The organism is Corynebacterium auriscanis (assembly GCF_030408435.1).
Lineage (GTDB): Bacteria > Actinomycetota > Actinomycetes > Mycobacteriales > Mycobacteriaceae > Corynebacterium > Corynebacterium auriscanis.
Genome location: NZ_CP047046.1, coordinates 1765310 through 1778696 on the forward strand (window position 1 = coordinate 1765310; position 13387 = coordinate 1778696).

The window sequence follows — 13387 nt, forward strand, 5'->3', positions numbered from 1 at the left end:
GAAATCAGGCAGAATACTAAGAATGAATCAAGGCCCTAATCACCGTGATCCCAAAAGTGAATCCAGCGGACGCGACTTCGCTGACTTCCTCGCCGGATCCTCGCGTATGGACACCGAAACGAACCTTCCCCTACCCGATGACAACAAAGCGAACAGCAACACCCGCATTTCAGCCCGGGAAGAACTCGAAGACCTCACCCCCGGCTTGCCAGTGGCAGGACAAAAGGATGCCGACAAGCCCAGCTCCCGTTCTGACGAGCTGATGACCGAGGTGGATTCCTCGGCAACGGAGAGTGCCCAGCCCCGCGAAAGCGGTTCTGCTCACTCGCTGTCCGCCGCCGAAAAGCAGGCCGCCGACGCGCAAGAAGACAAGACGTTTGACGAAGGCCTTCGCCCCGAACTGCGCGACCGCGCAGAAGTCATCGGCACGTCGGTACGCTGGTTCGCGGGTTGGTGCCTGCGCTTCATCATTATGGGCGTAGCGGCATACGTTGCCTCCGTTGTTTTCGCCAAGCTGTGGTCGGGCATTCTGCCGATTTTGTTGTCGCTGATCGTCTGTACGGTTTTGTGGCCAGTAGTGCGCACTCTGCGTAAGTTCAAGATCCCCAATGCTTTGGCAGTAGCCCTCACAATTCTTGGGTTTTTTGCTGTCATCGGCGGAATCTTCGCTGCGATCGCACCTAGTGCGGTAGATCAAAGCCGCAAGTTGGCGACTCAGGCCAATGACGGGATCGGCCGGTTGCAGGAATGGTTGCAAGGCCCACCGGTAAACCTTCAGGAAAGCCAATTCAACGATGCCGTTAACCAGGGCACGGAGTGGCTACAGCAGAAATCCGGTGACATCGCCTCCCAGGCAGCTGCGGGTGCATCCGCTACCCTCTCGGCAGTCGTCACCCTGTTCATCATGCTGGTGCTGACCTTCTTCTTCCTGAAGGACGGCGAGAAGTTCCTGCCCATGATTCGTCGTGTCACTGGGCGGCGCGTAGGTTGGCACCTCACGGAAGTACTTACCCGCTGCTGGAACACCTTGGGCGGTTTTATCCGCACCCAGGCTATCGTCTCCTTCATTGACGCGTTCTTCATCGGCCTGGGCCTTGTCATCCTCAACGTTCCTCTGGCAGGCGCCCTGGCGATCTTGACGTTCTTCGGTGGCTTCATCCCGATGATCGGCGCCTTCGTTGCCGGTGCGCTCTCCGTGTTGATCGCAGCTGTTGCTATCAATATTCAAACGGCACTGATCGTTTTGGCTATTGTCGTGGCGGTGCAGCAGCTGGAGGGCAATATCCTGCAGCCCCTGTTGCAGTCCCGCGCGATGGATATTCACCCAGTGATCGTTCTGCTGTCCGTAACCTTGGGTGGCACGCTGTTCGGCATCATTGGTGCCTTCCTGGCCGTGCCGGTTGCAGCGGTGCTTGCAGTGATCTTGCGATACATGGGTGATCTGACGGACTTGGCGACGGGAGAAAAGACCGCGCAGGAAATCAAGTTCGTCACCACGGCTGGTTCCCTCACCGGGCGCCAATCGGAAGAAGCTGCCACCCGCTGGCGCGAACTGCGCCGCCCCAAGTTGCGCATGGGTGGCTCTCCCAAGGCTGAAGACAACGCCCCGGAGGACGATACAGTTGCTGTTGAATCCGAAGGCATGGCCGACAAGGCCGAGTCTTCCTCGGCAGTTCAGCAACTAAGCCAGATGTTCAACCGATTCCGGCGTGGATCAAAGTAACAAATTACCCACTGAGCAAGTAGCATTACACCCCGTGTTCCAGAAGTCTTCGCCTAACCAAACTTCGCGATTCCCCGTGTGGGCGCCACCGCTTGTGATGGCTGCCGTGATTCTCACGGGGTTGGTTCTCGCGTTGAGTTCCCACGCAATCCCCACCAGCTATTTCGTGCTATTCGCTGTAGCAACAATCGCATGTGCGTTCTTCGTGGACCCACGAGGTCTCTTCCTTACTGTGGCCGCGATCCCGGTGTACTACGTAGTGGGCACGTTCGTTGTCGGCTGGTTCGCCACCTCCGGGTCAGGGGCCGCTCCGGGTCGGAAGGCCCGGATCCTTACCGCCGCCTATCCCACCGTGGAACACTTCTTGTGGTTGTTGCTCTCCTTCCTTGTCGCCTTGGCCATCGCCATGTTCCGTTGGTGGTTCTACCGGGAGGAACTAGCTCGCCGTGCCGCTCGGGAAGCTTTCGCTCGTCGACGCCGCGTTGCCAGCGAGCGCACCAACCGCGAGTCCTACACGCGTGCCCGCACCCGCTCCATCGAGGAATTGCGTGAGGCTAGCGAGCGCCGCCGCCGCAATCCCGCCCACGCCCACGATTCAGACTGGAACGAGGATAGCGTTGAGAGCGTGGAATCGCGTAGGGATTCTTCCCTTGCCCGTTATGGGGAGCGTGATCGGGGGAAGTTGGCGTCGGATAAAGAGGGTCAACACCCATGGAACGACGGCCAAGCGACAGGCAATGCCTCACCGGCAAGCAAGGTAGAGCGGCACAACCTTCCCCGTTTGTAGCGGGAGAGAAGTAGCTAGGCACGAACGCACGCGCCCCCGGTGAGAAATTGAGTTGCGGGGGCGGGACGGGAGTTGCGGGGGCGCGACGGGAGTTGCGGGGGCGCGACGGGACGGGATTTGCAACAACACGCGAAAACGCGCCGAGGCTGTTGCCACTGAACAACAGGTAAAAACGCGCCAAGGCTGTTGCCACTGAACAACAGGCAAAAACGCGCCAAGGCGGCTGCCACTGGCGCGTTTTTGCGTTGAGGGTGATATGAACCGATGCGACCGAGGCTGCCGATTCAGCGAGCCGCCTACTCCGCGAGCTAGCGGTGCTCGAGCTGTGTTGCTGGGCTAGCGGTTCGTGCGGGCGGGGCGCAGCTCGCGAGGCAGGGAGAAGATCAGCTCCTCCGTTGCCGTCGTTACTTCCTCGACATTGGTGAAACCGTGTTCAGCGAGGAGTTCCAAGACACCCCGGACGAGGATCTCAGGAACAGAGGCCCCGGATGTCACGCCTACGCTGCTCACACCTTGCAGCCACTGCAGATCTACTTGGTTGGCGTAATCCACCAGGTAGGCTTCCTTGGTCCCGTGCTGCAGCGCAACCTCAACTAGACGGCGGGAATTGGAAGAGTTTTGCGAACCCACCACAATCATCAGCTCCACCTTCGGCGCTATCGCCTTCACAGCGACCTGGCGGTTTTGGGTAGCGTAGCAAATGTCATCGCTTGGCGGGTCCTGGATGTGCGGGAACTTTTCACGCAGCAGCTTTACGGTATGCATCGTCTCATCGACAGAGAGCGTGGTTTGAGACAGCCAAATCAGCTTGCTGTCCTCTGGAAAGTCCAGCGCATCCACGTCCTCCTGGCCGTCGACTAGGTGCACCACATCGGGAGCTTCTCCCGCGGTGCCCTCCACTTCCTCGTGCCCATGGTGGCCGATGAGGATGATTTGGTAACCCTGGCGCGCGAAGCGCTTCACTTCCTGATGCACCTTCGTAACCAATGGGCAAGTGGCGTCGAAAGTCTTGAGGCTTAGCTGGCGGGCTTCCTCGTGGACCTGCGGGGAAACACCGTGAGCGGAGAAGACCACGTTGGATCCCTCGGGGACCTCGGTGGTTTCATCGACGAAAATCACACCGCGCTCTTCGAACGTCTTCACAACGTGTTTATTGTGGACAATTTCCTTGCGCACGTAGAGCGGGGAACCGTGCATTTCAAGAGCTTTTTCTACAGTCTCCACGGCACGATCCACACCGGCGCAATAGCCGCGGGGTGCAGCGAGCAAAACCCTCTTCTCGCCCCCGCCCTCAGTTGTACCGGGCGCGGCGCTAGCCGTTTCGTTTACGGTGCTGGGAGTAGTCATGCCCACCATGCTAGCCCAACGTAGAACGAAGCCCTATTGAGTCCGGGTGGGTGGTGATCGTAAGGCGTTGGTGTTTACCCTTGAGCCCACTCTTTGGTGTTTATCCTTGAGCCCACTCTTTGGTGTTTATCCTTGAGCCCACTCTTTGGTCGCCCTTTCTTCCTTGCCGGTGTACCCGCAGCCCATTGGGGCGGTTTGTGGCCGCTCATGGACCCGCCCCCACGGTCGTCCACCTCACAGCAGTGTCTGGCGCTCTGCCTACAATGGTTCACATGTCTCAGCAGCCAAACTCCGCGGAATCCCCGTGGGCAGTTCATCAGCTCAACCTGCAAATCAAGCAGTGGGTTGAGCGCCTGGGCCATATCTGGGTGGAAGGGCAGATCACCCAGGTCAATATGAAACCCACGTGGAAGTTCTCCTACATCACGCTGCGCGATGTGGAACAGGAAATGTCCGTCTCTGTCACGATGAACACCTCCACGCTGCAAAAGCTGCCCACTCCCCTACGCAATGGCGACCGCGTTGTTATGTATGGAAAGCCCGCTTTCTACGCTGGCCGAGGCAGCTTTTCGCTTTGGGTCACCCAAGTAAAACCCGTGGGTATTGGTGAACTGCTGGCGCGTATCGAGCAACTCAAGCGGGCCTTGGCAGCCGAAGGACTGTTCGATCCACGGTTAAAAACCCCTTTGCCTTTTCTTCCCCACAAAGTTGGGCTGATCACAGGTCGCGGTTCTGCCGCCGAGCGTGATGTGCTGGCGGTCTCACATGATCGCTGGCCGGCGGTGCAGTTCGAGGTGATCAATACCGCCGTTCAAGGTGTCAATGCCGTGCCTGAAGTCATCGCGGCCCTGCAGAAATTGGAAGCCAACCCGGATGTCGACGTCATCATCGTCGCCCGCGGCGGCGGCTCGGTGGAGGACTTGCTCCCGTTTTCGGAGGAAGCGCTGGCCCGCCAAGTCGCACGCATGCGCACCCCGGTGGTTTCAGCGATCGGCCACGAACCCGACAATCCTGTCTTGGACCACGTGGCTGATCTACGTGCTGCCACTCCAACCGACGCCGCCAAGCGAGTGGTTCCCGATGTTGCCGCCGAGCTTCAGTATGTACTGGAACTGCGGTCGCGTGCTTCCAGCGCGCTTCGTAGCTGGGTGGGCCAAGAACGACGGCACCTGGACAGTGTGCGCTCTCGACCGGTCATGAACAACCCGCTGCTTCCGGTGACGAAGCAACGGGATCTGATCGAAGAGGCTATGCAGCGCAAAGACCGCGCTTTGCACAACATCATCCGTCACCTGCGATCGGAGGTGCACAGTTACAAGGCGCAAGTGAATGCCCTGGGCCCATCGCAGACCCTGGCGCGTGGCTATTCGATCGTGCAGGTGATTCCGCGCGATGGTTCGGGTGCGCAAGTGGTAACCAGCGTTGAGGACGTCACGCCGGGTTCACAGTTGCGTGTGCGGGTTCCCGACGGGTCCATCACTGCGGCAACCATGGGGGTCTCGGCGGCGCCGGGCAGCGATGCGACCCCGCAACCACGACCAGCGAAAAAGTTTTGACAAGGAGAATGAGAAATGGCGCAGAACAATAACGAAGAGCAGCAGAAGTTCCGTTCGCTTGAGGAGATGAGCTATGAAGAAGCTCGCGATGAATTAATTGAGGTCGTGAAGATCCTCGAGCTGGGCCAGATGAGCCTGGATGAATCACTGAACTACTGGGAGCGGGGCGAGGAGCTCGCCGCGTATTGCGAGGACTATCTCGATGGCGCGGCTACCCGTATCGAGACCGCACTGGCTAAGCGAAATCGTGCTCAAGCTGAGGATGCGGGCCAAGACCGCCCTAACGGTGCGGAATAAGGCGCCCTGTCACCGCTCCCCTTTTTGTCGAATTCGCAGACCGAATCGCCTGTCGGTCAACTCTGGGCGGGGTGCTCGCGGGCGACATCTCGGCGGGGTGCTCGGAAGGTGCTCGCGGGCGACATCTCGGCGCTGTACTCGCCGGCCACCGCCCATTTCCCGGCGCAACACCCACCAGCCGCCGCCCGCATCCCGGCGCAACACCCACCAGCCGCCGCCCGCATCCCGGCGCAACACCCGCCAGCGCCGCCTGCATCCCAGCGCAACACCCACCAGCCGCCGCCTGCATCCCAGCGCAACACCCACCAGCCGCCGCCCATATCCCGGCGCAACACCCACCAGCCGCCGCCCGCATCCCAGCGCAACTCCCGCCGGCCACGCACTAACCCACACAATGTGCAGCAGAACTCTCACAAAAGAACGCGTTTTTGTCGGACTTCTGCTGCACATTTGTCCCTCAACGCGAAAACACCGGCACCCGGAACTTCGAAGAGCCCACCAGCCATTCCCCGGCGCAACACCCGCCAGCCGCCGCCCGCATCCCAGCGCAACACCCACCAGCCGCCGCCCGCATCCCAGCGCAACTCCCGCCAGCCGCCGCCCGCATCCCAGCGCAACTCCCGCCGGCCACGCACTAACCCACACAATGTGCAGCAGAACTCTCACAAAAAAGCGCGTTTTTGTCGGACTTCTGCTGCACATTTGTTCCTCAACGCGAAAACACCGGCACCATGAGCTCCGAAGAGCCCACCGCCCACATTTCGGTGCGACTCCCACCACCCACCGACCATTTCCCGGCGCAACACCCACCAGCCGCCGCCCGCATCCCGGCGCAACCCCCACCAGCCGCCGCCCGCATCCCAGCGCAACCCCCGCCGGCCATATCCCGGCGCAACCCCCGCCAGCGCCGCCTGCATCCCAGCGCAACACCCACCGGCCATATCCCGGCGCAACTCCCGCCGGCCACGCACTAACCCACACAATGTGCAGCAGAACTCTCACAAAAGAACGCGTTTTTGTCGGACTTCTGCTGCACATTTGTCCCTCAACGCGAAAACACCGGCGTCGTGTTCCGTTTCTTAATTGGCGGGGTTTCCTACTTCTAGGCCAGAGCGGTATCAGCGGGGTTTCCTACTTCTAGGCCAGAGCGGTATCGGCGCGGTTTTCTACTTCTTTTCGGGCGCGGTATCGGCGCGATTTTTTTCTTTCTCGGCTGGAGCGGTATCGGCGGGGCTTTCTCCTTCTTCGCCAGAGCGGTATCGGCGCGGTAGTGGGAGGGTTCCTACTTCTTGATCGGGTCCGTCTTCACCAACTGCTCCGCGAGCTGCTGCGCGTCAGCGTCCTGCCCCATGTACTCAATCATCCAGCGAACATCGCCACGATCTGCCACCCACAATGGCCGTGCATGCTCTCCGCGCAACACAGTCCACTCCACCCCGCTGATCTGCTTCTTCTCGGTTTCCTCGCGGGGGTCATCCTTCGGCTTCATTGCCGCTTTCATATCAGCTTTGGTCTGGGTAAGCGAGATGTATTTCTCCCCGTCAATGACCCACCCGACCAGGCTGGATGGCTCCTGACCGACAGAGGTGCGTCGCGCGGAATTCGGTACCCAGTTATCGGGCATCTCTGGGTAGCGAATGGGAACACTCAAACTACGGGCATCCATGGTCAGCGCGGTTTTTGCATCGATTTCTTGCACTGGACCGGATTTATCCGGACCGCCCGGGTTGTATGAACACAGTCCTGTAAAACCCACGGTCAAGAACGTGGCCAAAAGAAGCACCCCAAGCGACAAGATCATGTCCTTGGTGGATTGGAAAACGCGGGGCTTTTGAATCTGCACGGCGCCCATTATCGCACCGTCACCGCCCTGCCCCCAATTTTAGGTAGCGCCTTCCACACCTCAGACCCGTCAGATGGAACAATGAGAATGAACTAAACAACCCACTTTCAACAGGAAAAGAGTTGATCAATATGATCCCCGAGGTCGACCCAGCAGTCTCGCCTAACCCCGACGCGCCAGATCGAAATCTTGCGATGGAACTGGTGCGCGTGACGGAAGCTGCGGCGCTGGCATCCGGAAAGTGGGTTGGCCGGGGTCAGAAGGAGTCTGGCGACGGTGCTGCCGTGGATGCCATGCGCATGATGATCAACTCCGTCGAAATGGACGGCGTGGTTGTCATCGGTGAGGGCGAAAAGGACGAAGCCCCCATGCTCTACAACGGCGAAAAGGTGGGAACCGGTCGTGGCTCAGCTGTCGACATCGCCGTGGACCCTGTCGACGGCACCACCCTCATGGCAGAGGGGCGCCCGAACGCGATCGCAGTGATCGCCGCCGCTGAACGGGGCAGCATGTACGACCCATCCGCCGTCTTCTACATGGAGAAAATCGCCGTGGGTCCTGAAGCTGCCGGGCTCATCGACATTGAAGCACCCGTCAAGCACAACATCGATCAGGTCGCCAAGGCGAAAGGCACGGTTCCGGGAGACATCACTTGCGTGGTTCTAGACCGCCCTCGCCATGCTGATCTAATTCGCGAGATTCGTGAAGCAGGTGCCAAGGTTCGCCTCATTGGAGATGGAGATGTGGCAGGAGCCGTGGCAGCAGCCCAGGACAACGGGGTCAACTCCGTGGACATCATGATGGGCATCGGTGGCACCCCAGAAGGTGTGATCGCAGCCGCAGCTATGAAGTGCATGGGCGGTGAAATCCAGGGCAAGCTCTGGCCAAAGGACGACGCCGAGCGCCAGCGCGCTCTGGATGCCGGCCACGACCTCAACCGCGTTCTCACCACCGACGATCTGGTCAACTCCGACCACTGCTACTTTGTCGCAACCGGCGTGACCAACGGTGACATGGTTCGTGGTGTGTCTTACCACAAGAACTCAGCAACCACCCGCTCCTTGGTCATGCGCTCCAAGTCTGGCACCGTCCGCCACATCGAGTCGGTTCACCAGTTGGCCAAGCTGCAGGAATACTCCGTTCTGGATTACACCCCCGGCAGCTAACCCCCCCCCAAAAAAACTGAACGCTCCCTGTTGCCAGATCCCGCCGCCGCAGTTCGTTTCCGGCCCGCGCCCTGTTGCCAGATCCCGCCGCCGCAGTTCGTTTCCGGTCCGCGCCCTGTTGCCAGATCCCGCCGCCGCAGTTCGTTTCCGGTCCGCGCCCTGTTGCCAGGCCCCGCCGCTGCAGCTCGCTTCCGGTCCACGCCCTGTTGCCAGGCCCCGCCGCCGCAGCTCGCTTCCGGTCCACGCCCTGTTGCCAGGCCCCGCCGCCGCAGTTCGTTTCCGGAACGCGCCCTGTTGCCAGGCCCCGCCGCCGCAGTTCGTTTCCGGTCCGCGCCCTGTTGCCAGGCCCCGCCGTCGCAGTTCGTTTCCGGTCCGACAAACCCCGCTAGTTTCGGCCCCAACCATTCTCGGCCATGGGCCCACGTTCATGGCTAAGCTGGGTTCTAGGTACGCCTCGATGCCGAATGTGGCGAGGGGCGTCGAATCCCCCAACGGAATCGCCCAACGGATTCGTCAAAACAAAAGAACGTAAAACCAATCCTGCCAACCGAAAGGACAACAAATGACTGAACAAGAGTTTCGCATTGAACACGACACGATGGGTGAGGTCAAGGTGCCTGCCAAGGCCCTGTGGCGCGCACAGACCCAGCGTGCTGTAGAGAACTTCCCCATTTCCGACCGCCCACTTGAGTCCGCGCAGATCCGCGCAATGGGCCTCCTGAAGGCCGCATGTGCGCAGGTGAACATCGATCGTGGCCTGCTGGACAGCGAGCAGGGCAATGCCATTATTGCCGCTGCTAAGGAGATCGCCGACGGCAAGCACGATGCGGAATTCCCCATCGACGTGTTCCAGACCGGTTCCGGTACGTCCTCCAACATGAACACCAACGAGGTCATCGCCTCCATTGCGAAGAGCAACGGTGTGGAGGTTCACCCTAACGACCACGTCAACATGGGCCAGTCCTCTAACGACACCTTCCCAACCGCTACCCACGTGGCGGCTACCGAGGCTGCCGTCAAGGACCTCATCCCAGGCCTGAAGGTTCTGCACAAGTCCCTCAGCACCAAGGCCAAGGAGTGGGAGACCATCGTCAAGTCCGGTCGTACCCACCTCATGGACGCTGTTCCCGTGACCTTGGGTCAGGAGTTTTCCGGCTACGCCCGCCAGATCGAGGCCGGCATCGAGCGCATTGAGGCTACTCTGCCCCGCTTGGGTGAGCTGCCAATCGGCGGCACCGCGGTGGGCACTGGCCTGAACACCCCAGCCGACTTCGGTGAGAAGGTCACGGCAGAGCTCGTCAAGCTCACCGGTGTTAGTGAGCTGCGCGAATGTGTTAACCACTTCGAGGCTCAGGCAAACCGCGATGGCCTGGTGGAGTTCTCCGGCGCAATGCGTACCATCGCCGTCTCCCTGAACAAGATCGCCAACGATATCCGCTGGATGGGCTCCGGCCCACTGACCGGTTTGGCAGAGATCCACCTGCCAGACCTGCAGCCAGGTTCTTCGATCATGCCAGGCAAGGTCAACCCCGTGCTGTGCGAGACCGCAACGCAGGTGGCCGCGCAGGTCATCGGCAACGACGCAGCGGTCGCCTTCGGTGGCGCCCAGGGCGCTTTCGAGCTCAACGTGTTCATCCCAATGATGGCTCGCAACGTGTTGGAGAGCTCCAAGCTGCTGGCTAACACCGCCCGCGTGTTCGCGGAGAAGCTGGTCGACGGCATCGAGCCAAACGCGGAGCACATGCGCACCCAGGCTGAGTCCTCCCCTTCCATCGTGACCCCACTGAACTCCGCGATTGGTTACGAGAATGCAGCCAAGGTCGCCAAGACCGCGCTGAAGGAGGGCAAGACCATCCGCCAGACGGTCATCGACTTGGGCTTCGTGGACGGCGACAAGCTCTCCGAGGAAGAACTGGACAAGCGCTTGGACGTGCTGGCTATGGCCAACACCGACCGTGACAAGTAATAACCTCGACACGGTAACGCCTTTGTAGCGTCACCTATGTCTCCTTTGGCCTCTGCCCCTCTTCGGGGTAGGGGTCTTTTTTATCGACGCCACGTTCCGCACCCCCGCTTCTATCAGTACCTTATGTACCATTTGGCAAAAGTTTGCACTGGGTGTAAATTTATATCCCGTGCAAGATTTTTCCGAAGATGTATGTGAGGATGCCGAAGGCGACGCAACCGGCATTAGCGCTGGAGCGCAAGACGTTGACCCCTGCGCGCAGATGGGTCTGCGCGAACGTAAACGAAGGCTCACCCGGTTGCGGATCGAGGATGAGGCCACGCGCCTGTTCCTCGAACGCTCCTACACCTCCGTAACCTTGGAAGATATCTGCTCTGCGGCGGACATAAGCCGCCGCACATTTTTCAATTACTTTGATTCCAAAGACCACGTTGCCCTGGGGGTGGCCCCACCACCCCTGACACAGGACGACCTAGACAAACTAGAAAACACTCCCCCCGCCGAAGACGGTTCGGGCCAACCACTGGAAAGCCGACTGTTTGGACTGTTCCTAACCCGGCGCGCAGAGCAGTTCCGCGATTGCGACGGCACGGTTCTGGACGCCCAACTGGCAGAGGAAGTTGCCCGCCGCCGTGGGTTGATCCTGGAACGCAACTCTGAATTGGCGCTTGCCAAACTGTCGCGGTTTCAGGACCTCCGTCAAAGACTGGGCGATGCGATCACCAAGCATCTGCAGAAATTCCCCGAACAGCGCCGTTTCAGCGAAGACTTCACCGCAGCCGAGGAAGCGTTCCTCATCGTAGCCAGCGCTATCTCCACCCTGTGGGCCTCGTCCACGCTGAACGCCCAAGAAAAAACGCCCGTGGTTAACCCCCAGCGGGCGTACGCCACCTCGCGTGCACTGAGCTCCTTGCACCACAACATCGCAGAAAACGTGAAACCAGATGATGACCGGGGCGGACCAACAGCGGGGCGTCGACAATAAAAAACCAACAACCACCAACCACCCCCAAGGAGGTGCTGTGTCCACGAAGCTAACCACGCCAGACCAGCAGAATCACCCCAGCCAATCACCAGCCGGCGGGACAGAATCGACAAACAACAATGTGCCCCTCGTTTTCGCGTGCCTAATGCTGGGCATGCTGATGAGTTCGCTGGGGCAGATGATTTTCTCTACCGCGCTGCCCACCCTCGTGGGCGAACTAGGCGGTGCGGACCAGATGAGCTGGGTTATCACCATTTTTATGGTCACGATGACTATCGCTATGCCTATCAACGGCAAACTAGGTGATCAGATCGGTCGCAAACCGTTGTACATCACAGCAATCATTTTGTTCCTGATCGGCTCCACCATCGGTGCGCTGGCGCAAAACATGGGCATGATGATTATGGCTCGTGGCATCCAAGGCTTGGGTGCTGGTGGACTGATGATCGGTGCACAGGCAATCATCGCCGATGTGATCCCCGCCCGTGAGCGCGGTAAATACATGGGCGTGATGGGCGCGGTCTTCGGTCTCTCATCAGTGCTGGGACCATTGCTAGGTGGCTTCTTCACCGATGGTCCAGGATGGCGCTGGGCGCTATGGTTCAACCTTCCATTGGGCCTATTCGCCCTGGTCATGGTGATTACTGTCCTGCGCATCCCGCGGCGCGGGGCCGGGGCGAACCTGGACTGGCCTGGCACAATCACGTTGACTATCGCCACTGCATCCTTGATCCTGTTCGTCACCTGGGGTGGGCGCGAACACCCTTGGGGGTCGCCGCTTATCCTAGCGCTGATCGCGTCCACGGTGATCTTCGGAGCGGCATTCGTACTCATTGAGCGTCGCGCTGAAGACCCGCTGATTCCGATGGGGCTTTTCCGCGCGCGCAACTTCGTTTTGGCCACCTCTGCGGGATTGATTGTGGGTGTGGCTATGTTCGGTACATTGGCCTACCTGCCCACATACATCCAGATGGTGCACAACATGTCCCCCACCGCAGCTGGATTGATGATGATCCCGATGATGGCGGGAATGATCCTGACATCCACGGTGATCGGCCGCCGCGTTTCTGCCACCGGCCACTATAAGTCCTACCCCATCATCGGCCTAGTGATCGTATCCATCGCACTGGCCGGCATGGGCACGTTGAAGGCCCACGATTCCCTAGTGAAGCTGGGGATTGTTCTGGCCATTATGGGTATCGGGCTGGGCTTCGTGATGCAACTGCTGGTGTTGATCGTGCAGAATACCTTCCCCATCGCTATCGTGGGCGTGGCGACCGCATCCAATAACTTCTTCCGCCAAATCGGTGGCACACTGGGCGCGGCCATTATTGGTAGTTTGTTTACGCACCGCGTGGGCAATTTCATTACCGAGCGTATGCCCCACGCGATCCACGACATGGGCGCGGCGGGTTCTCAGGCCGCTGAGAAGTTCGCCCAGGGTGGATTGTCAAACCTCACCCCAGGGCATGTACACCAGCTGCCCGCGCCGTTAGCGGAAGTGATTGTAACCAGCTACAACGATGCACTGGCACCAATCCTCGCCGGCTTAACCCCCATCGTTTTGTTGGCCGCGCTAATCATGGTGTTCGTCCGTCAGGACAACCTCAAGGAGACAATTCGCTAGACCTAGCACCGGTCAAGTCGCTAGACCTAGCACCGGTCAACATTGAAGGCCAGCGGGGACGACTGTTTCTAGCTAGAACAGCTCGTCACG

General features: G+C 59.9%; 10 protein-coding genes. 8 read left to right on the top strand and 2 right to left on the bottom strand.

What is annotated here, in order from left to right; translation table 11 throughout:
• Nucleotides 1-22 precede the first annotated feature (22 nt).
• Complete coding sequence (locus tag CAURIC_RS07405; RefSeq protein WP_290182318.1) at nt 23-1723, top strand: AI-2E family transporter; 1701 nt, start codon at nt 23-25, stop codon at nt 1721-1723.
• A gap of 34 nt (nt 1724-1757) precedes the next feature.
• Nucleotides 1758-2510, top strand: coding sequence for a DUF6542 domain-containing protein (locus tag CAURIC_RS07410; RefSeq protein ID WP_290182320.1), 753 nt, complete (start codon nt 1758-1760; stop codon nt 2508-2510).
• Nucleotides 2511-2846: 336 nt separating this feature from the next.
• Here the strand turns inward: CAURIC_RS07410 and CAURIC_RS07415 are convergent, their stop codons facing one another.
• Entirely contained in the window at nt 2847-3857 is a 1011-nt protein-coding gene (locus CAURIC_RS07415) for a 4-hydroxy-3-methylbut-2-enyl diphosphate reductase (protein ID WP_035116252.1), read from the bottom strand.
• A gap of 272 nt (nt 3858-4129) precedes the next feature.
• Here CAURIC_RS07415 and xseA point away from each other — a divergent pair, with 272 nt between their 5' ends.
• Both xseA and CAURIC_RS07425 read left to right on the top strand, forming a co-directional pair.
• Nucleotides 4130-5413, top strand: a complete 1284-nt coding sequence (gene xseA, locus CAURIC_RS07420) for an exodeoxyribonuclease VII large subunit (RefSeq protein WP_290182323.1) — start codon at nt 4130-4132, stop codon at nt 5411-5413.
• Between the two features lie 15 nt (nt 5414-5428).
• A complete protein-coding gene (locus CAURIC_RS07425) occupies nt 5429-5710 on the top strand; it encodes an exodeoxyribonuclease VII small subunit (RefSeq protein ID WP_035116255.1) in 282 nt (93 codons plus the stop codon).
• A 1282-nt stretch (nt 5711-6992) separates the two neighbouring features.
• Here the strand turns inward: CAURIC_RS07425 and CAURIC_RS07430 are convergent.
• Complete coding sequence (locus CAURIC_RS07430) at nt 6993-7562, bottom strand: DUF4245 domain-containing protein (RefSeq protein WP_035116205.1); 570 nt, start codon at nt 7560-7562, stop codon at nt 6993-6995.
• Nucleotides 7563-7684: 122 nt separating this feature from the next.
• Here CAURIC_RS07430 and glpX point away from each other — a divergent pair, with 122 nt between their 5' ends.
• From glpX to CAURIC_RS07450, 4 genes are all read left to right on the top strand, one after another.
• Entirely contained in the window at nt 7685-8719 is a 1035-nt protein-coding gene (gene glpX / locus CAURIC_RS07435) for a class II fructose-bisphosphatase (RefSeq protein WP_035116202.1), read from the top strand.
• A gap of 562 nt (nt 8720-9281) precedes the next feature.
• Nucleotides 9282-10685, top strand: coding sequence for a class II fumarate hydratase (locus CAURIC_RS07440; protein WP_035116200.1), 1404 nt, complete (start codon nt 9282-9284; stop codon nt 10683-10685).
• Nucleotides 10686-10854: 169 nt separating this feature from the next.
• Nucleotides 10855-11670, top strand: coding sequence for a TetR/AcrR family transcriptional regulator (locus tag CAURIC_RS07445; protein WP_052095220.1), 816 nt, complete (start codon nt 10855-10857; stop codon nt 11668-11670).
• A complete protein-coding gene (locus CAURIC_RS07450) occupies nt 11633-13297 on the top strand; it encodes an MDR family MFS transporter (protein WP_425474820.1) in 1665 nt (554 codons plus the stop codon). Before CAURIC_RS07445 ends, CAURIC_RS07450 begins: the two co-directional genes overlap by 38 nt.
• Nucleotides 13298-13387: the final 90 nt, after the last annotated feature.

Coding starts and splice junctions, on each gene's coding strand:
- CAURIC_RS07450 (WP_425474820.1), top strand. CDS start 11,633: ATGACCGGGGCGGACCAACAGCGGGGCGTCGACAATAAAAAACCAACA.
- CAURIC_RS07405 (WP_290182318.1), top strand. CDS start 23: ATGAATCAAGGCCCTAATCACCGTGATCCCAAAAGTGAATCCAGCGGA.
- CAURIC_RS07440 (WP_035116200.1), top strand. CDS start 9,282: ATGACTGAACAAGAGTTTCGCATTGAACACGACACGATGGGTGAGGTC.
- CAURIC_RS07425 (WP_035116255.1), top strand. CDS start 5,429: ATGGCGCAGAACAATAACGAAGAGCAGCAGAAGTTCCGTTCGCTTGAG.
- CAURIC_RS07430 (WP_035116205.1), bottom strand. CDS start 7,562: ATGGGCGCCGTGCAGATTCAAAAGCCCCGCGTTTTCCAATCCACCAAG.
- CAURIC_RS07415 (WP_035116252.1), bottom strand. CDS start 3,857: ATGACTACTCCCAGCACCGTAAACGAAACGGCTAGCGCCGCGCCCGGT.
- glpX (WP_035116202.1), top strand. CDS start 7,685: ATGATCCCCGAGGTCGACCCAGCAGTCTCGCCTAACCCCGACGCGCCA.
- xseA (WP_290182323.1), top strand. CDS start 4,130: ATGTCTCAGCAGCCAAACTCCGCGGAATCCCCGTGGGCAGTTCATCAG.